The organism is Bacillus sp. PK6-013, assembly GCF_054161445.1.
Map to the genome: position 1 here is coordinate 1,102,016 of NZ_CP096417.1, position 16,246 is coordinate 1,118,261.

The 16,246-nt window shown below is 45.4% G+C and carries 19 protein-coding genes, 1 riboswitch and 1 other annotated feature (1 of these 21 only partly in view); of the genes, 12 read left to right on the forward strand and 7 right to left on the reverse strand.

Annotation, left to right across the window (positions count from 1 at the left end):
* Positions 1 to 28: 28 nt before the first annotated feature.
* The 3 genes from M1E03_RS05605 to M1E03_RS05615 all read right to left on the reverse strand — a co-directional run bounded on the left by M1E03_RS05605 (position 29) and on the right by M1E03_RS05615 (position 2,442).
* Positions 29 to 1,165, reverse strand: a complete 1,137-nt coding sequence (locus M1E03_RS05605) for a glycosyltransferase family 4 protein (protein ID WP_026579033.1) — start codon at positions 1,163 to 1,165, stop codon at positions 29 to 31.
* A 59-nt stretch (positions 1,166 to 1,224) separates the two neighbouring features.
* Complete coding sequence (locus M1E03_RS05610) at positions 1,225 to 1,749, reverse strand: phosphatase PAP2 family protein (protein ID WP_026579034.1); 525 nt, start codon at positions 1,747 to 1,749, stop codon at positions 1,225 to 1,227.
* A 174-nt stretch (positions 1,750 to 1,923) separates the two neighbouring features.
* Positions 1,924 to 2,442 (reverse strand): gamma carbonic anhydrase, encoded by a 519-nt coding sequence (locus M1E03_RS05615; RefSeq protein ID WP_020452666.1) that lies wholly within the window; start codon positions 2,440 to 2,442, stop codon positions 1,924 to 1,926.
* Between the two features lie 43 nt (positions 2,443 to 2,485).
* Between M1E03_RS05615 and M1E03_RS05620 the strand changes: the two genes are divergently transcribed.
* Both M1E03_RS05620 and M1E03_RS05625 read left to right on the forward strand, forming a co-directional pair.
* Positions 2,486 to 3,265, forward strand: coding sequence for an alpha/beta hydrolase (locus M1E03_RS05620; protein WP_023855831.1), 780 nt, complete (start codon positions 2,486 to 2,488; stop codon positions 3,263 to 3,265).
* Positions 3,266 to 3,279: 14 nt separating this feature from the next.
* Complete coding sequence (locus M1E03_RS05625) at positions 3,280 to 4,359, forward strand: tetraprenyl-beta-curcumene synthase family protein (protein WP_020452664.1); 1,080 nt, start codon at positions 3,280 to 3,282, stop codon at positions 4,357 to 4,359.
* A 40-nt stretch (positions 4,360 to 4,399) separates the two neighbouring features.
* Here M1E03_RS05625 and gltP read toward each other — a convergent pair whose 3' ends face one another.
* The 3 genes from gltP to M1E03_RS05640 all read right to left on the reverse strand — a co-directional run bounded on the left by gltP (position 4,400) and on the right by M1E03_RS05640 (position 7,366).
* Entirely contained in the window at positions 4,400 to 5,650 is a 1,251-nt protein-coding gene (gltP, locus tag M1E03_RS05630; protein ID WP_458110716.1) for a glutamate-aspartate/proton symporter GltP, read from the reverse strand.
* Between the two features lie 166 nt (positions 5,651 to 5,816).
* Positions 5,817 to 6,401 carry a class I SAM-dependent methyltransferase gene (locus tag M1E03_RS05635; RefSeq protein WP_212110561.1) on the reverse strand — a complete coding sequence of 195 codons (585 nt, stop codon included), beginning with the start codon at positions 6,399 to 6,401 and terminating at the stop codon, positions 5,817 to 5,819.
* The gene (locus M1E03_RS05640; RefSeq protein WP_212110562.1) at positions 6,398 to 7,366 is read right to left on the reverse strand and encodes a TIGR01212 family radical SAM protein; all 969 of its coding nucleotides are present in this window, start codon (positions 7,364 to 7,366) and stop codon (positions 6,398 to 6,400) included. The genes M1E03_RS05635 and M1E03_RS05640 overlap by 4 nt, the downstream gene beginning before the upstream one ends.
* 152 nt (positions 7,367 to 7,518) lie before the next feature.
* On the opposite strand from M1E03_RS05640, the gene M1E03_RS05645 reads away from it, so the two are divergent.
* From M1E03_RS05645 to M1E03_RS05675, 7 genes are all read left to right on the forward strand, one after another.
* On the forward strand, positions 7,519 to 7,791 hold the full coding sequence (locus M1E03_RS05645) for a YtzC family protein (protein WP_146873345.1): 273 nt from the start codon (positions 7,519 to 7,521) through the stop codon (positions 7,789 to 7,791).
* A gap of 126 nt (positions 7,792 to 7,917) precedes the next feature.
* On the forward strand, positions 7,918 to 8,046 hold the full coding sequence (locus M1E03_RS05650) for a hypothetical protein (RefSeq protein WP_256164402.1): 129 nt from the start codon (positions 7,918 to 7,920) through the stop codon (positions 8,044 to 8,046).
* A 41-nt stretch (positions 8,047 to 8,087) separates the two neighbouring features.
* Positions 8,088 to 8,480, forward strand: a complete 393-nt coding sequence (locus M1E03_RS05655; RefSeq protein ID WP_128823572.1) for a GntR family transcriptional regulator — start codon at positions 8,088 to 8,090, stop codon at positions 8,478 to 8,480.
* On the forward strand, positions 8,473 to 9,351 hold the full coding sequence (locus M1E03_RS05660) for an ATP-binding cassette domain-containing protein (protein WP_146873347.1): 879 nt from the start codon (positions 8,473 to 8,475) through the stop codon (positions 9,349 to 9,351). The genes M1E03_RS05655 and M1E03_RS05660 overlap by 8 nt, the downstream gene beginning before the upstream one ends.
* The gene (locus M1E03_RS05665; protein ID WP_128823570.1) at positions 9,345 to 10,325 is read left to right on the forward strand and encodes an ABC transporter permease subunit; all 981 of its coding nucleotides are present in this window, start codon (positions 9,345 to 9,347) and stop codon (positions 10,323 to 10,325) included. Before M1E03_RS05660 ends, M1E03_RS05665 begins: the two co-directional genes overlap by 7 nt.
* Before the next feature lie 25 nt (positions 10,326 to 10,350).
* Positions 10,351 to 11,049 carry an ABC transporter ATP-binding protein gene (locus tag M1E03_RS05670; RefSeq protein ID WP_035338160.1) on the forward strand — a complete coding sequence of 233 codons (699 nt, stop codon included), beginning with the start codon at positions 10,351 to 10,353 and terminating at the stop codon, positions 11,047 to 11,049.
* Positions 11,039 to 12,370 (forward strand): ABC transporter permease, encoded by a 1,332-nt coding sequence (locus tag M1E03_RS05675; RefSeq protein WP_026579037.1) that lies wholly within the window; start codon positions 11,039 to 11,041, stop codon positions 12,368 to 12,370. The genes M1E03_RS05670 and M1E03_RS05675 overlap by 11 nt, the downstream gene beginning before the upstream one ends.
* Before the next feature lie 28 nt (positions 12,371 to 12,398).
* On the opposite strand, the gene M1E03_RS05680 is transcribed toward M1E03_RS05675, so the two are convergent.
* Positions 12,399 to 13,079 carry a sunset domain-containing protein gene (locus M1E03_RS05680; RefSeq protein WP_020452656.1) on the reverse strand — a complete coding sequence of 227 codons (681 nt, stop codon included), beginning with the start codon at positions 13,077 to 13,079 and terminating at the stop codon, positions 12,399 to 12,401.
* A gap of 131 nt (positions 13,080 to 13,210) precedes the next feature.
* A riboswitch (SAM riboswitch) is annotated at positions 13,211 to 13,318 on the forward strand.
* A gap of 56 nt (positions 13,319 to 13,374) precedes the next feature.
* Here M1E03_RS05680 and M1E03_RS05685 point away from each other — a divergent pair.
* The 3 genes from M1E03_RS05685 (at position 13,375) to M1E03_RS05695 (ending at position 16,051) form a co-directional block, all read left to right on the forward strand.
* On the forward strand, positions 13,375 to 14,199 hold the full coding sequence (locus M1E03_RS05685) for a MetQ/NlpA family ABC transporter substrate-binding protein (protein WP_458110717.1): 825 nt from the start codon (positions 13,375 to 13,377) through the stop codon (positions 14,197 to 14,199).
* A 120-nt stretch (positions 14,200 to 14,319) separates the two neighbouring features.
* Entirely contained in the window at positions 14,320 to 15,501 is a 1,182-nt protein-coding gene (locus M1E03_RS05690) for an MDR family MFS transporter (protein WP_020452654.1), read from the forward strand.
* Between the two features lie 220 nt (positions 15,502 to 15,721).
* Positions 15,722 to 16,051, forward strand: coding sequence for a DUF4257 domain-containing protein (locus M1E03_RS05695; protein ID WP_016885609.1), 330 nt, complete (start codon positions 15,722 to 15,724; stop codon positions 16,049 to 16,051).
* Between the two features lie 102 nt (positions 16,052 to 16,153).
* Positions 16,154 to 16,246, forward strand: a binding site (T-box leader); it runs 114 nt beyond the window's last position.

Consider the following 16,246-nt stretch of genomic DNA (forward strand, 5'->3'; position numbering starts at 1 on the left):
GTTTTCGTTAATCGAAAACCTTCTTTTTTTATGCCGGTTTTTCAGCTGATAAATCTGCTAGCACACGTTCACATTCGGAGAAGAGATTGTCAAAAATCACTTCCCACGACTGGGTAAGGGCATAGCTTCTCGCATCGTATGACATCCGTTTTTTTAACGGCACATTGGAGAGGACGCGCAATATATTTTCGGTGAATGCATCCGGATTTCCAGGTTCGGAAAGAAAACCGTTTCTTCCGTTTTGTATAAAGTCTTTCAGGCCGCCGGAATCTGCCCCGATAACAGGCGTCCCGCAGGCGAGCGCTTCAAGCGCGGAATTTCCGAAGGTTTCCGTCGGAGAAGGAAAGACGAACAAATCTGAGCTTGCATAAATGCTTGCCAGCTCTTCTCCTTTGACATAGCCGGCAAAAGTCATATTGAGGGGAGCCCGCTTCTCAAGCTCTTTTTTTAACGGGCCGTCTCCCGCGATCAGCCAGTGGACGCCATCTTTCAAATTGGGGTGACTTGCGATCTTGAGCAGCGTCTCCAAATCTTTCTCAGGTGCAAGCCTTCCGACATAGCTGAGGATATAGGTTTCCTTTATGCCGTATCGCTTGCGGATGTGTTCGGTTTGATGCGCCGGACTGAACAGCGAGCAGTCCACGCCGCGCTTCCAGATGGAGAGGTTCCTGAATTGTTTGGCTTTGAGCTGCATAAACGTTTCGCGCGAAGGGACAAAAATTCTTCGAAAATCTTTATGAAACCAGTGCATATATTTCCATAATAGTTTGGAAAACATTTGAAGATCATAATATGAAAGGTACTGGTCAAAATCGGTATGGTAAGAGCCTACGACAGGGATGTTCCATTTCTTCGCAAGCTTGAGCCCTGCTAGGCCGATATTAAAAGGAGTCGCGATGTGAATGAGATCGGGATTGAATTCGCGGAGTTCTGATTTCATTTTGATGAGATTAGGAAGAGCGATTCTGCACTCGGGGTATAAGAAGAACGGCATGCTCGTAAAACGGCGGATGCGGCTCGAAAATTGTGTTTCATGCGTGCTTTCCGGCGCAAATACTTTATAGGACATCCCGTTTTTTTCAAGATAATCCGTATACCTTTTCAGCGTTCTGGCGCATCCGTTCACATCCGGTGTAAAAGTGTCCGTAAATATCGCAATTTTCATCGTTTCCCCTCCTGTTTGTGATGTGAAAAATCAGTGACGCTTTGGAAGAAACGGCCGGCTTAGAAGACCAGCGCCGACAAAGTTCCGACTGATATCCCGAGGGCCGTGCCTGCCAGAACATCCGAAGGATAATGAAGACCGAGATAAATTCTGGAGAGTCCCACACTGATGCCTACCGGAATTAATAAAAGCGCGAGTATCGGAAAGAATATCATTAGCGGTGTAATGATGGAAAATGCCGCGGTCGTATGGCCGGATGGAAAAGAATGATCCTTGAGCGGATTTTGCAAAACCTGTGTTTCCTTTAGCGTTAAATACGGCCGCTTTCTTGGATACAGCTTTTTGATCAGCATGACTTGAAGGTGGCTGACCAAAAGTGCAATGGCGCTGGCGATCCCCGCTGTACGAACACTTCCGGATCCGAACAGCAAGAGAGACAGGCAAGCGGAAATCGTGCAGAATGCCCCTCCCAGATGTGTTGAGGAACGAAAGTAACGGTTTAGTGCTTTTTGGTGAAATAAGCTGTTCATACCGAGGAAGACCCGGCATTCAAAGTTGTAGATGCCGACCATCAGTTTATTCAAATGTCATAACCCCCTTTACATGAATGGCTGCTTCATGTTTATTGTAAAAAATGAATGTTTAGCAAATGATAAGTATTTGTAAAGATTTCGGAAAAGAAAAAAGCCGCAGACGCGTGCGGCCGAAAAGGTTATTGCTTAAATTATCGGTGAAAAAATGGTAAAGTTGTAGCAAAGCTAATCTTTTTTTTGCAAGGATTTGTAGTATTGTCCTTTTTCAATATATTCTTTGCGAATTCTTTCCATTTCCTGTTTATCCTTGTCAGTTAACGGGCGGATGACTTTAGCGGGCCTGCCGAATGCGAGGTGCCCGGCCGGGATCTTTTTGCCAGGCGGGACAAGACTGCCTGCCCCGATAAAAGCGCCTTCCCCGACTTCCGCTTCGTCAAGAATAACCGACCCCATTCCGATAAGGGCATGCTTTCGTATCACGGAGCTGTGCAGTGTAACCTGATGGCCTACCGTCACACCGTCTTCAATCACAAGAGGGCGCTCAGGGCTTTGGTGCAGGCAGGAAAGGTCTTGAATGTTCACGCCTTTTCCGATCCTGACCGGGGCGACATCGCCGCGGATAACCGAAGAGAACCAGATGCTTGATTGCTCTCCGATTGTTACATCTCCGGTGATGACCGCGTTGTCGGCGATAAACGCCGTTTCATGAATAACGGGTTCCGTTTTTTTATAAGGGTAGATCATAGGTTTCATCCTTTCATTTATAAAATTGTGTGAGGTGGTCAGCATGTGGTGCATGGAAGCGGAAAGACCTGTTGCTTCAATCGTCATCATTCACGGTGCATGTGAGCATCACGGGCGGTATAAATGGCTGTCCGAAATGTGGCGTTCATCCGGGTTTAATGTCGTCATGGGGGATTTGCCCGGACAGGGAACTTCGACAAGAGAAAGAGGACATATACGCTCGTTTCAAGAATATATTGATGAAGTGGACAAATGGGTCGCCAGGGCGAAAGCATTTGAACTGCCTGTATTTATGCTCGGGCACAGCATGGGCGGCCTGATCGCGATCGAGTGGTTTAAGCAGCAGCAAAGCGGCATTGCCGGTCTCATTTTATCATCCCCTTGTCTCGGGCTGCAATTAAAGCCGAACAAATTTTTGGACTGGATTTCCAAAGGGCTCAACGTTTTGGCTCCGTCCATGCGGTTTGAATCCGGGATCACGCCTGATAAAGCGACGAGAAACAAAGAAGTCATCGAAATGGACATCAACGATTCATTATATATCACAAAAGTTTCTGTCAGATGGTATCAAGAAATGTTAAAAGCGTTGAAAAGCGCGATGGAGCCGACGGACGCCTTTCTCAACATCCCGCTCTTTGTCATGCAGGCGGGCACAGACTGGCTTGTCGACAAAAAAATGGTCGTCAAGTGGTTTAACGAGCTTGCTTCTCACAATAAGACGTACAGGGAATGGGAGGGCTTATACCACGAAATTTTTAATGAGCCTGAGCGGGAAGACGTTTTTAAAGCGGCCAGAGCGTTTGTGGAACAGTATATGACATAATGGAGGTGCATTCTTTGGCAGTACCGGAGCATCCTTTTGGATTAATGGCTAAAGTATACAGAGAAGTTTTTCCCCTTGTTCATCAGGAGTTGGACAAGTGGAAACGAAAAGCTGAAACGATTCAAAATCCCGAGCTGAAAACGCAGGCGAAAGCCAGCATCAGGGATAAAACCTTTCACTGTGAAGGCGGCGGCATTATGGCCCTCCTTTCAGGCGACAAAATCGAGCAGTCGATCCGGTTTATTACGGCGTATCAGACGATAAGCGACTATCTCGACAATCTATGCGACCGGAGCACCTCGCTTGACCCGGATGATTTTTCCATGCTTCATCAGTCAATGAAAGACGCGCTGACCGTCGGGGCTGAATTGAAGAACTATTACCGGTTCAGGGAAGACCAGGATGATCAAGGCTATTTGCACGACTTAGTGAAAACGTGCCAAGACGTGCTTGCGGAAATTGAGAACTATGATTTGATCAAGCAGCACCTGCTTGAGCTTTGCAGCTATTACTGCGATCTGCAAGTTCATAAACACGTTGTGGAGCATGAGCGTGTCCCCCGGCTCGAAGCGTGGTTTGAGAATTATAGATCGGCCTTGCCGAAAATGGAATGGTACGAGTTCTCAGCCTGTGCGGGTTCAACGCTCGGCATCTTCTGCCTCGTATCGTATTCCGTCCGTTCCGATTTTACTGAATCGATGGCCGGAAAGATCCGCGACAGCTATTTTCCGTACATACAGGGACTGCACATCCTGCTCGATTATTTAATTGACCAGGAGGAAGACTTAATCGGCGGAGATTTGAATTTCTGCACGTATTACCCATCACATTCAGATATGATGGAAAGGCTCGAATATTTCATTGAAATGGCGGATGAACATTTGCGCGGGATTCCGCACGAAAACTTTCACCGTTTGATCAACAGAGGTCTTCTGGGTGTTTATTTATCAGACGATAAGGTCGCGGGTCAAAAGGAAATCGGCCGGCTGGCGAAGCGCCTTATTAAAGCGAGCGGAAAAACTTCCTACTTCTTCTATATCAACGGAAGGGCCTACCGCAAAATTCAAAAAATGCCGTGGATGAAAAGCTCGTAAAGAAAAGCTCAAACCGTTCATCGGCTTGAGCTTTTGCTGTTTACAAGCTTTCCATCCGGTATTGTTTTTCAAGTACAAAACGCTTATTATACCGGAAGCTTTTTTCCCATTTTGAAACAACGATGCAGGCGACAGCATGACCCGGCACGTTCACGCCTGTTCGCGCCATGTCCATCACGCGGTCCACTCCCGCGATAATCGCGACTCCTTCAGCGGGAAGGCCGACTGCGTTGGCGGTAGCCAGAAGGACGACGAGCGAGCCAGATGGAACGGCGGCGATCCCTTTGCTTGTCATCACTAGCACGAGCATCATGAGCAATTGCTGTGAAATGCTCATGTCTATATTGAAAGCCTGCACCAAAAAGATACAAGCGACAGATAAATATAGGCTGGAGCCGTCACAATTCAGCGATAAGCCTGAAGGAACCACAAAGGAAACGACCCGTTTTGGGCAGCCGTATTTCTCCATGCGGTCCATCAGCTGCGGCAAGACTGTTTCTGTGCTCGTAGTGGAGAACGCGATCAGAAACAAATCCCAAATCATTTTCAGGACTTCGAAGTATTTAATTTTAAAAATAAGACCGACGATCGGAAATAAAACAAAAAGAACGAGAAACAGTCCGAGAAAAACAGTGCCGACTAATTTTAACATAGGAAGCAGGAGTTCGATGCCGTATTGCCCGACGGATGCGGCCATAAGAGCAAGCACGCCGATAGGGGCTGTGACCATAACCATCTGCGTCAGTTTGAACATGATATTGGCAACAGACTCAAAAAATTTCATGACAGGCTCTGAGGCTTTGCCGATCCCGGCAGCTGCGACGCCGAACAATATCGCAAAGAAGATCACGGCAAGCAAATCATTTCTGGCCATGACGTCAACGATGTTGGTAGGAATAATATCGAGGATCATTTGTTTAAGATCGACCACTTTTTCCGTGTAGCCTGAGAGCTCGCCGATATCTTTTTTGGCCAAATGGGAGAGGTCAAGGCCGACGCCGGGCTTTAGCACATTAGCCAAAAGCAGCCCGAGTCCGAGCACGAACGTCGTAATCACTTCAAACCAAATAATCGTCTTGATGCCGAGACTGCCCATTTTTTTCATGCTTCCGCTTCCGGCCGCTCCGATGACGATTGTAGAAAAAACGATCGGAACGACGATCATTTTAATCAAGCGGATAAATCCGTCTCCGACGGGGCGCAGCGCCATTCCGAAATCAGGGAAAAAGTGTCCGATCACTGCTCCAATGGCGAGTGCGATCAAAATTTGATAAGCGATAAATTTTTTCAAAGCGAAATCCCTCCGTATTTTACATGAGTTTTCAATAATTTCGTGACAAAGAGTGAAACACCTTTTCTTTTTAGAAAATTGCGAAAAATTTCTTATATTTTATTTTGATATCGCTTACATTATGTTTGGATGAAAAAAATCCTCCTAATGGAGGATTTTCAAGATATCATTTTTGAGCCGCTATTTTCTTTTCAATCGCAATGATAAAAGGCGGATCGTTTCGCTGGTTTAAATATTGGTAACAGAGGGCGCGGGCAGTATCTTGGTCGAGTGATGTGCAAAATTCGAGCAGGGCGTCCTTTTCCCGCTTTCCTTCGAGATGGCCATGGTAGACGACCAGAACGATCAGCCCCTCATGTTTCAGGATTTTGAGAAGCTGCTTGATGCTGGCGATGGTTGAATCGCTTTTTGTCGTCACCGATTTGTCGCTTCCCGGAAGATACCCGAGGTTAAACACGGCTGCTGCCACCTTGCCTGAGATGTCGTCAGGAAGCGAAGTGATGAGCTCATCATGGCTTTTTTGAATCAATGTCACCCGGTCTTTGTACTCGTTTCCAAGTCTTTCGGCAGTATTCATAAGAGCTGTTTCTTGAATATCAAAGGCATAGACATGTCCGTTTTCACCGACAAGTTCTGCTAAAAAATACGTATCATGTCCGTTTCCCATTGTCGCATCAATGACGATGTCTCCTTCGCCTGCGGCTGTTTTCAGCAGTTCTTTCGCATACGGGAGGATCTTCTTGAGCTTCATGTGGCGATGCCTTCTTTCTCTTTGTTGAACCATTTCCCCTGATAGCTGCCGCGCCTTTCCAGTTCTCCATTGATGGCATTTAAGACTTCCCATTTATTGACGCTCCACATCGGTCCGACCATCAATTCGATCGGTCCGTCACCCGTAATCCGGTGAATGATCATTTCCGGCGGAAGAATTTCAAGCTGATCGCAAACAAGCTGGACATAATCATCTTGCGAAAGGAACGTTAATTTTCCTTTTTCATACTGCTTCACCATTGGCGTTCCCTTTAACAGGTGAAGCAGATGGATTTTAATCCCCTGCACATCCAAATCGGCGACCGCTTTTGCGGTTTTCATCATCATGCCGCGGTCTTCGAGAGGCAGCCCGTTAATGATGTGAGAGCAGACGCGGATACCGTGTTTCCTCAGCTTGTTCACGCCTTCCACATAGCAGTCGAAATCATGGGCGCGGTTGATCAAATCAGCCGTCCGTTCATGAACGGTCTGAAGGCCGAGTTCCACCCAGAGGTATGTTCGTTCATTAAGCTCGGCAAGATATTCGACAACATCGTCAGGAAGACAGTCCGGCCGGGTTGCGATTGAAAGGCCGACTACGCCGTCGAGGCCGAGGACCGTTTCGTATTTTTCGCGAAGAACGCTGACAGGAGCGTGCGTATTCGTAAATGCTTGAAAGTACGCCATGTATTTGCCGTCTTTCCATTTTTCATGCATTCTGTCGCGGACTTCATTAAATTGGGTCAGCAGATCGTCGGCTCGGTTTCCCGCAAAGTCTCCGCTCCCTGCGGCGCTGCAAAATGTGCATCCGCCGTGTGCGACCGTGCCGTCGCGATTCGGGCAGTCAAAGCCTCCGTCAAGGGCGACTTTAAACACTTTATGACCGAAATGATTTCGTAAATGATAATTCCATGTATGATATCGTTTTTCACTGTTCGTATATGGAAAAGGGTTGTTTTGATGCAAACAAAAGGACCTCCTTTTAGTATTACGCATCCTAAAATTGTAGCAAATAAACACGATAAGAACAAACCGATTCCCAATTATTTTCTTCAATGATCACGGCTGTGATGGCCAAACTAATCACGATGGATTTTTCCATTAAGGAGGGGTTTTCTTTGGCTACAAGACAATCCGTCGGAGAGCACATCCAAAGAAGCGAAGATGCTTATGATTATGCTTTATCTCAATTTGAAACTGCGAGCAGGCAGGAACATTACAATGAGACAGAGTACAGCGATGCGCAGCTGATGCTTGAAAACGCGGTCAATGAATTAAACAAGCTTTCGCTGTTTGCCAATGAGCAACAAAGGGAGGAAATTCACCGCCAAAGGCTTCAGCTGCAAACCCTTCAAAACAATATGATTCTGCAGAGATCGTATGAAAGATGAACCCTTTTTGAAAGGGTTCATTTTTTTGAAAAAAAGTGATTGACAAAAAAGGACGATGTATTTAATGTATTAGGTGTACTATATCGAGTAATACAATTAACACACACATGTAAAGGAGCAATTCTCATGAGTGATAAACATAAAAAAGTAACGCCGATGGTGGTCGTGGCGTTTATCATTGCCTGTTCGTTCTTGTTTGTTCTTGCGAAGCTGGGCTTTATAATTCAAGAAAATTTGGGATACGTGTTTTTTTAAAAGTGAATGACCTGAGATTGAACGAGAAAGAAGGGAGATAGATGATTCAAATCGATCCGAGAAGCTCAACCCCGATCTATGAGCAGATCATCCAGCAGATGAAAGAGCTTTGCTTAAAAGGGATAATCAAGCCTGGAGATAAACTTCCTTCTGTCAGAGAGCTTGCAACTATTATCATTGCGAACCCGAACACTGTCAGCAAAGCCTATAAAGAACTTGAACGGGAAGGAATTATTGAAACGTTGAGGGGGAGAGGAACGTATATTTCAGAAAACGCGAAAGTTACGCTTGATGAAGGGAAGATTGCGATGATTAAAGAGCAGTTAAAGCAGCTGATCATCGATGCGCATTACGCTGGGATCGACACTAAAAAGCTGCAGGAGTGGATGGCGGAAATCGCCGAAGAAGTGAGAGGAGGCGAAGTGAATGATTGAGCTCAAATCTGTGTCAAAAACAATTGAGGGAAAACAAATACTCAAAAACATCTCCTTTAAGCTTGAGGAAGGAGAGATTTTCGGACTGCTCGGCAGAAACGGCTCAGGGAAAACAACGCTTCTCCGCCTGATTCAGCAAATCCTGCTGCCTGATGACGGAGACATCTACTTCGGCAGCGTCAAGGTGAAGGACCATCCGCTCGTCAAGCGCAATATTGTCTATATGCCCGTTCAAAACACCTATTTCGAAAAATACAATTACAAACAGCTCGTCAATATTTTGCGTAACATTTATCCTGACTTTGATGTTACATATGCGAATGAATTAATGAACCGCTACGATATTCCCGAAACAAAAAAGTACAGGGAATTGTCTACAGGATTGAAAAAGCAAATGTCGCTGATTTTGTCATTTGCGATCCGGCCGGCGGTCATCCTGCTTGATGAGCCGACAGACGGCATTGATGCCGTCACAAGACAAGATGTTCTCCAGCTGATGGTCGATGAAGTGGCTGAAAACAACACGACGATTCTCATCACATCCCACCGGCTTGAGGATATTGAAAGAATGTGCAACCGAATCGGTTTTCTCGAAGACAATACATTGTCGAACATCATGGATCTTGATGAACTGAAAGGCGATTTTATTAAAATCCAAATGGCATTTGAAGAAGATGTCAATTTGAAAATCAGGGAAAGGGAAATCCCTGTTTTGGATCACACCGGCGTGTTTTATACGGTGTTGATTCCGAAAGCAGACGATGTGAGCAAACAATTTCTAAAAAGTTTGTCTCCGAAAGTTTGGAACGAGCTTCCGGTCAGTCTTGAGGAAGTATTCATCGCGAAGTATGGAGGTAAGCGAAGATGGTAGACCGCGGACTTTTATATAAAGAGTGGAAACAGCATTTCTGGATTTTTTTAGTTGTGTTTGCAGCGGTGATGCTGAGTGAACCGTTTTCGATTTTAAATGATTATTTTCAGTATCAAGGATGTCTTGCGGAACAGAAAAAATTTCCCGATATAGAGTGCGTTTTATATAAAGATTATGAGATAAGCGGGGTCATGAGAATGTTCTGGATTGGCGGAGTCGCGCTTGCACTCAGCCAGATCGGGTTTGAACGGAGCAGAGGAACGCTTGATTTCACACTCGGGCTCCCTTATAGGCGAGGCATCATTTTCAATACGAAATATTTCTTGGGTATTACAATTCTTTTAACAGCCCAGCTATTATCTTACTTGTTATCTTATGCCTTAGTTGTTTTGTATAAGGTTGACGTCGTCAACTTTCACGAGTATTTTATCGGATCGGTCATATTCTGCTTTATGGTCTACTCGCTTGTCATGGCGGCGGGCGCGATGACCGGCAATCCGCTGGCCCAGATGATTGTTGCTTTTTCAACGTCGATTCTGCCTTATTTGCTGATCGGCCTTCCGATGGCAAACTTGCAGATTATCATGAGTTTCTTTGGGGTTAATTCTGCTTTATTTTCTCAGGATTCATATTTTTTAAATTATATAACGCCGATTGTGTACCTCGACGGTTTCGGCGTCCATAACGGCGGCTTGGCCTTTACGCTGTTGATTCCGCTGGTCATGGGGATCTTGTTTTATATAATCGGCTATTTTTGCTTTATCAAACAGCAGCTTGAACGGAACGGACATTTTTTTCTCTGGAGAAAAATGGATCGCCCGATTCAAATTCTCGTGATTTTATTTGGCATCTGGGGATTCGGCGCAGCCACTTCTTCTAGCCTGTTCAGCTATATCTTCGGTATGTTGATCGGTTCGGCAGTCGGATTCTTAATCAGTTACTTCTTGATTTTCAAAAAAATAAAACAGCTGTAATCCATAATGGAGAGGAGATTTACAAATGATCAGTGTAGAGCATATTCACCACTCATTTAAAGTCGGTAAAAAGGGGAGGGAAAATGAAATTAAAGTGTTAAAGGATGTCTCGCTTACCGTTGAAAAAGGCGAAATCGCCTGCATTGTCGGACGGAGCGGTTCCGGAAAATCGACGCTGTTGAACTTGATTTCCGGCTATATCGCCCCGACAAAAGGTAAGATCGTCATTGACGGTACGGATGTCACAAAGTACAGCGAAAAAGAATGGGCGGCATTCAGGCTTGAACATTTCGGCTTCATCTTTCAAAGTTTTCAGCTGATTCCGAGCTTGACGACTTACGAAAACATCGAACTGCCTCTGACTTTAAAAGGTGTTCATCCGTCTGAGCGGAAGCAGCGCGTCAATGAGATGCTTCACCGCGTCGGCCTTGAAAACCACGCTGGACACTATCCGAATGAGCTTTCAGGCGGACAGCAGCAGCGCGTCAGCATCGCCCGCGCTTTGATTTTGAATCCGTCAATCATTTTAGCCGACGAGCCGACCGGAAGCCTGGACTCCGAAACAGAACAAGAAATCCTCGAATTCATTCGGCAGCTGAACAGGGAGCGCGGTATTACATTCGTCATCATCACGCACGATGACGAGGTGGCATCGATCGCCAAAACGAAATTTCAGTTATCTGACGGCGTGTTAGAGAAAGGGGAAGAGACTGTTGAAGTTTAAGGATCAGTTGAAGTTCATTAGAAGAAATATGAAGAAAAACCGCCTGCGTGTATTCATGACCATTCTCGCAACAACGGTGGCCTGCGCATTCTTAATCGTGCTCGCATCGGTCGGGTTCGGCCTGCAAAAATCGCTGACTGAACAGCTGATGAAAGAGCAAATCGTGACTGAGATAAATGTTGTCGGAAAAGAAGGGCAAAGCGATCAGAAAGTTCAAAAGAAAGACTTGAAAGAATTCGAAAATCGCAAAGATGTGTCCGCGATTATCGAGCGCACGCAGGTGTTCGCACCTGCTGAAGCAAAGTTGGGCAACAGGACAAACAATCAAATGTCGAATATCACGATTACTGACATGGCCGCTGAACAAAAAGCCAATATCAAACTCGATCGCGGCCGCGTAGCGAAAACACCGAATGAAATCGTCGTCGGCTACCATTTTGGGAAGAATCTCTGGACGAAAAAAGAAGCCCAAGATTATGAAAAACAGATGGAAAATAATGCTGAGGAAGTAAAAGAACCAAAAGGATACGCAGAAGATATTCTCGGCAAAACAATTGAATTAAAGATCTCAAAAATGGATGAAAAAACAGGAGAAGAAGGGAAAGCGAAAACATATGATCTGAAAGTTGTCGGAGTGACGAAAAAACCTTCTTATGAATGGGCAAGCGATTCAACAGTCTATGTCAGCAACGACATGCAAAAAGACATCACCGGATTTCTGAAGGCGGACAAAGACAACGGCACGATCGAAAAAAAGCTTTCGGTTTACGCGGATAATTTTGAACATGTCGGACAGCTGACAACAGATTTGGAGGATGAAGGCTACTACGTCGATTCAATAACGAAAAAACTCGAAAGCATCAATCTTTTTTTCATGGCTTTTAAAATCGGTCTGATCTTTGTCGGAGTCATTGCCGTTTTGATTTCAGCGATCGGCATTTTCAACACGATGACAATGGCGGTTACAGAGCGGACGCAGGAGATCGGCATTATGAAAGCGATCGGGGCGAGCCCGAACGTGATCCGGAAAATGTTCCTGCTGGAAAGCGCCTATATCGGCATCTTAGGATCTGTTTTAGGTGTTATCATTTCATACGGTGTCAGCTTTTTAGTGAACAAGATTATACCACCTATTTTATCATCGGTTTCAGAAGGAGGAGCGAGTGCGGCAGACTTCAGCATCACCTTCTCGTACATTCCGGTCAGTCTTGTCCTTATCGCGACCTTGATCAGTGCAGGCGTCGCCATTCTTTCAGGCCTGAACCCGGCCATTAAAGCGACAAGAACGAACGTGCTGACAGCATTAAGAAGAGAGCTTTAAGAAAAAAGCCGGCGGTATGCCGGCTTTTTTAACGTTTCGGAGGTCTGTACCCCGCATCACGCGCCTCCTGTTCTGTGCAGAACCAGCGGGCGACGTTTTTCGTGCGGTCATAATATGTACTTCCTGGTGTATGATAAATATGGTTGACGCTTCCTTTGATTTTGCACTCTTGTTTGCTTTCACCGCTGTTTTTCTTAGGGGAGGGCGCGCTGTGTGACGTTCCGGCCTGAGCGGTGGCGTTCTTTTCTTTTACAGTGGCTTCGGTACTGCCGCTTTTTTCTTCAGCCTTAGCCAGTTTTTCTGACAGCGATTTTGTTTTTTTCGTAAGCGAGTCTTTTTCTTTTGTCAGTTTTTCGTTTTCTTTTTTTAATGTGTCATTCTCCGTTTTGGCTGCCTTCAGTTTTTCGTTTGCTTGATTGAGCTGCTGCTTTAATGCGGTTTGCTCCTTTTGTACAGCGCTGTGTTCAGTTTTCAGTTCCTGAAGCTCGGTTGTCAGGTCCTCTGTTTTTGTCTCATCGACGGCATATGTTTCCTCACTGTAATAAGGCGCAGAGATGATCAGGAGGAGAAGTCCGCCTGCAAAACAAGGATAAAAGAGTTTTCTGGAAAACCTTTTGCCTGGAGAAAAGATTCTTCTGATCAAATGAAATACAAGGTAGCAGATGGAAAAAATAAAGGATAAAAACCCGATCAGCATGATAGATTCCATGATTCGTCTCCTTTCGTGTTTGATAACTATATTTTAGCTTAAAAAGAAAAAAATGTTTATACCAAAAAACTTCTTGCAAATCTAAATATTCAAACTTAAAATAAAGAAATCATTTAAAAAACTGAATATGCAGCTTATAAAGAGAGATGGAGGGACTGGCCCGGCGAAATCTCAGCAACCTGCAGCAGAGCAAGGTGCTAAATCCAGCAGAATGTCAGGCGCATTCTGAAAGATAAGTTGAACAACTCTTTCAGGCGCTGAAAGAGTTTTTTTTATTTTGGAGGAGGAGATATACATGAACAAGATATTAAAATGGACTTCCGTGCTGGGACTGGCCTTGAGCATGGCGCTTCTGACCGCATGCGGAAACAATGCCGAAAGCGATGGTAAAACGATCAAAATAGGCGCTACTGCAGGACCGTATTACGATATGGTCAAAAAAGCGATTCAGCCTGAACTTGAGAAAAAAGGCTACAAAGTTGAAGTGGTCGAATTCACCGACTATGTACAGCCGAACACGGCGTTAAGCGAAGGCGAACTCGACGCCAATTTGTTTCAACATGAGGTTTTTATGAAATCATACAATCAAGAAAACAATAAACATCTTGCTGCACTCATTTCTGTGCCGACCGCTCCGATGGGTCTCTATTCTGCCAAATATAACGACTTGAACGATGTCAAAAACGGGGCGGAAGTGGCTGTTCCAAACGATCCGGCCAATGCCGCCAGGGCATTTTTAACGCTCCAGGATCAGGGGCTGATTCGGCTGAAAAGCGATGTCGACACATTGAAAGCCTCTGTGCGGGATATTGCGGAAAATCCGAAAAAGCTGACATTTAAACAGCTTGAATCTGCCAATCTTCCAAGAGCGGTCGATGACCTGGATATCGCGGCTGTCCCGGGTAATTTCGCTCTCTCCGCTAATATGAAGTTGCAGGACGCGCTGGCGCTTGAGAACATGCCTGACCGCTACCGCAATCAAGTGGTAGTGGATGAAAAAAACAAAGACAAGCCATTCGCCAAAGATCTCAAAGAAGCGGTAAAATCCAAAGCTTTCGAAGATGCGATCGATCGGGAATTCGCCGGTTTCGGAAAGCCAAAATGGATGACGCAATCATAAAAAAATTCCCCCTTTAAAAAGGGGGTTTTTTATGTTGAAAATCGAAATCGTGTCAATTGAAAAAAATGGGCAAAACGAATAGAATCTAGAGGAAATGCTAAAGAGAAAGAAGGAAACGCTATGCCGCGCACATTATGGCTATTGGTCATCGGAATGTTTATCAATGTCACAGGGGCATCTTTTTTATGGCCGCTGAATACCATCTATATCCATCAGCATTTGGGAAAGTCGCTGACAGCGGCCGGATTTGTGCTGATGCTGAACTCAGGGGCAAATGTGCTGGGCAACCTGTTCGGGGGATATCTATTCGATAAAATCGGCGGATTTAAAACCGTCGTACTTGGAATTGTGATCACGTTTGCGAGCCTTTCAGGCCTCGTCTTTTTTCACGAGTGGTTCCAATACATTCTTTTCTTAACACTGGCCGGTTTTGGATCAGGGATCGTGTTTCCGGCATGCTATGCAATGGCCGGCTCGGTTTGGCCGGAAGGCGGCAGAAAGCCGTTCAATGCTGTATACGTGGCGCAAAATGCAGGGGTGGCAGTTGGTTCAGCGCTCGGCGGAATTGTCGCGTCTTTTTCATTTACGTATGTTTTTCTGGCGAATGCGATGCTATATGCCGTCTTTTTCATGATTGCGATTTTCGGATTTAGACGCATTCGGTCTGAAAAAGCCATGCAGTCTTCTGTTTTGGATCATGCCGATTCAGTCAGCGGGAAATCTAGATTCTCCGCGCTTTTGGTTATATGTACGGGCTACCTGCTCGGCTGGGTCGCTTATTCGCAATGGTCCTCGACCATCGCTTCACACACCCAGGAGCTGGGGATATCTCTTGGGCAGTACAGCGTACTTTGGACAGTGAACGGGGCGCTCATTGTTTTCGGTCAGCCGCTGATCGGTTTTTTTGTGAAACGGTTTGCCGAATCGCTGAAAAACCAAATCGTGATCGGATTTGTCATTTTTATGATGGCATACGGAATTTTGTTTGGCGCTGAACGGTTTCCGGCGTTTCTTGCCGCGATGGTTGTGCTGACCATTGGCGAAATGCTTGTATGGCCGGCTGTGCCGACAATCGCCAACCGTCTCGCTCCGAGGGGAAAAGAAGGGTTTTATCAAGGGTTTGTCAACAGTATGGCGACCGGCGGAAGAATGATCGGGCCGCTTTTTGGCGGAATGCTGGTTGATTATTTCAATATGCAGCTTTTGCTTGCGGTTCTGCTCGTATTGCTGCTGTTCGCAATAGGAACGGCGTTTTTATACGACAGGAAGGAAAAGCAGCTCTCCGCTCAATCAGATGCATAAGTGGTATAGAAAAAATAGGTAATTGTAATTATATGAAAATGAATCGAAGGAATCAAGATTATCAACCAAATCTTCACATATAATGGAAGAAACAAGCTTTTTTTCTTCTCAGACAGAACACATTTTCTGTATGGTAGTATCGAATATCATCGCAAGGGGTCTAGGGGGGCTGCTCGATGGCCTGAAGTCGCTTGACTAAACTAAGGGCTTTAGGAAGGTGATGAAGATGCTGCATCAAGTTTTGGTTGCTTGTTTGATTGGAGGGATTATGGGGGTTCTCGGGCACGTTAAAAAAAGAGGGCGCCTCGAGAAACCGAGAACAACGAAACGATTCATTTACCTTGGATTTTTTGAAGATATTCTTGTCGGAATGGTTGCTTCTATTTTGCTTGTTTTATCTGCGGAACCTGATTCTGGAATTCAGCTTGTCGTGTTATCGATCATTGCCGGCTACGGCGGTGAAGCTGTATTGAGAAGCTTTGACTTTGTCAGAGAACAGCAGGCAAATGTACAGAACTCCGAACGGCAAAACAAATCTCCACACGATTAAGATCCTCACTCTTACCCTTTTTTCAGCACATTCCCATTGTATACAAACCTGCTTGCACTTATGAACAGAATTCTATAAAATACAGATAAGATTACGGTTACGGCAAGAACAGTGAAGAGGAGCAGTAAGAAGCCCATTTTGTTTCAGAGAGTTGACGGCTGGTGAAAGTCAATCAAATGAGCTTCCGAACTCGCC

Coding starts and splice junctions, on each gene's coding strand:
- M1E03_RS05605 (WP_026579033.1), bottom strand. CDS start 1,165: ATGAAAATTGCGATATTTACGGACACTTTTACACCGGATGTGAACGGA.
- M1E03_RS05615 (WP_020452666.1), bottom strand. CDS start 2,442: ATGATCTACCCTTATAAAAAAACGGAACCCGTTATTCATGAAACGGCG.
- M1E03_RS05620 (WP_023855831.1), top strand. CDS start 2,486: ATGTGGTGCATGGAAGCGGAAAGACCTGTTGCTTCAATCGTCATCATT.
- M1E03_RS05635 (WP_212110561.1), bottom strand. CDS start 6,401: ATGAAGCTCAAGAAGATCCTCCCGTATGCGAAAGAACTGCTGAAAACA.
- M1E03_RS05650 (WP_256164402.1), top strand. CDS start 7,918: ATGAGTGATAAACATAAAAAAGTAACGCCGATGGTGGTCGTGGCGTTT.
- M1E03_RS05655 (WP_128823572.1), top strand. CDS start 8,088: ATGATTCAAATCGATCCGAGAAGCTCAACCCCGATCTATGAGCAGATC.
- M1E03_RS05660 (WP_146873347.1), top strand. CDS start 8,473: ATGATTGAGCTCAAATCTGTGTCAAAAACAATTGAGGGAAAACAAATA.
- M1E03_RS05665 (WP_128823570.1), top strand. CDS start 9,345: ATGGTAGACCGCGGACTTTTATATAAAGAGTGGAAACAGCATTTCTGG.
- M1E03_RS05670 (WP_035338160.1), top strand. CDS start 10,351: ATGATCAGTGTAGAGCATATTCACCACTCATTTAAAGTCGGTAAAAAG.
- M1E03_RS05680 (WP_020452656.1), bottom strand. CDS start 13,079: ATGGAATCTATCATGCTGATCGGGTTTTTATCCTTTATTTTTTCCATC.
- M1E03_RS05685 (WP_458110717.1), top strand. CDS start 13,375: ATGAACAAGATATTAAAATGGACTTCCGTGCTGGGACTGGCCTTGAGC.
- M1E03_RS05690 (WP_020452654.1), top strand. CDS start 14,320: ATGCCGCGCACATTATGGCTATTGGTCATCGGAATGTTTATCAATGTC.
- M1E03_RS05695 (WP_016885609.1), top strand. CDS start 15,722: ATGAAGATGCTGCATCAAGTTTTGGTTGCTTGTTTGATTGGAGGGATT.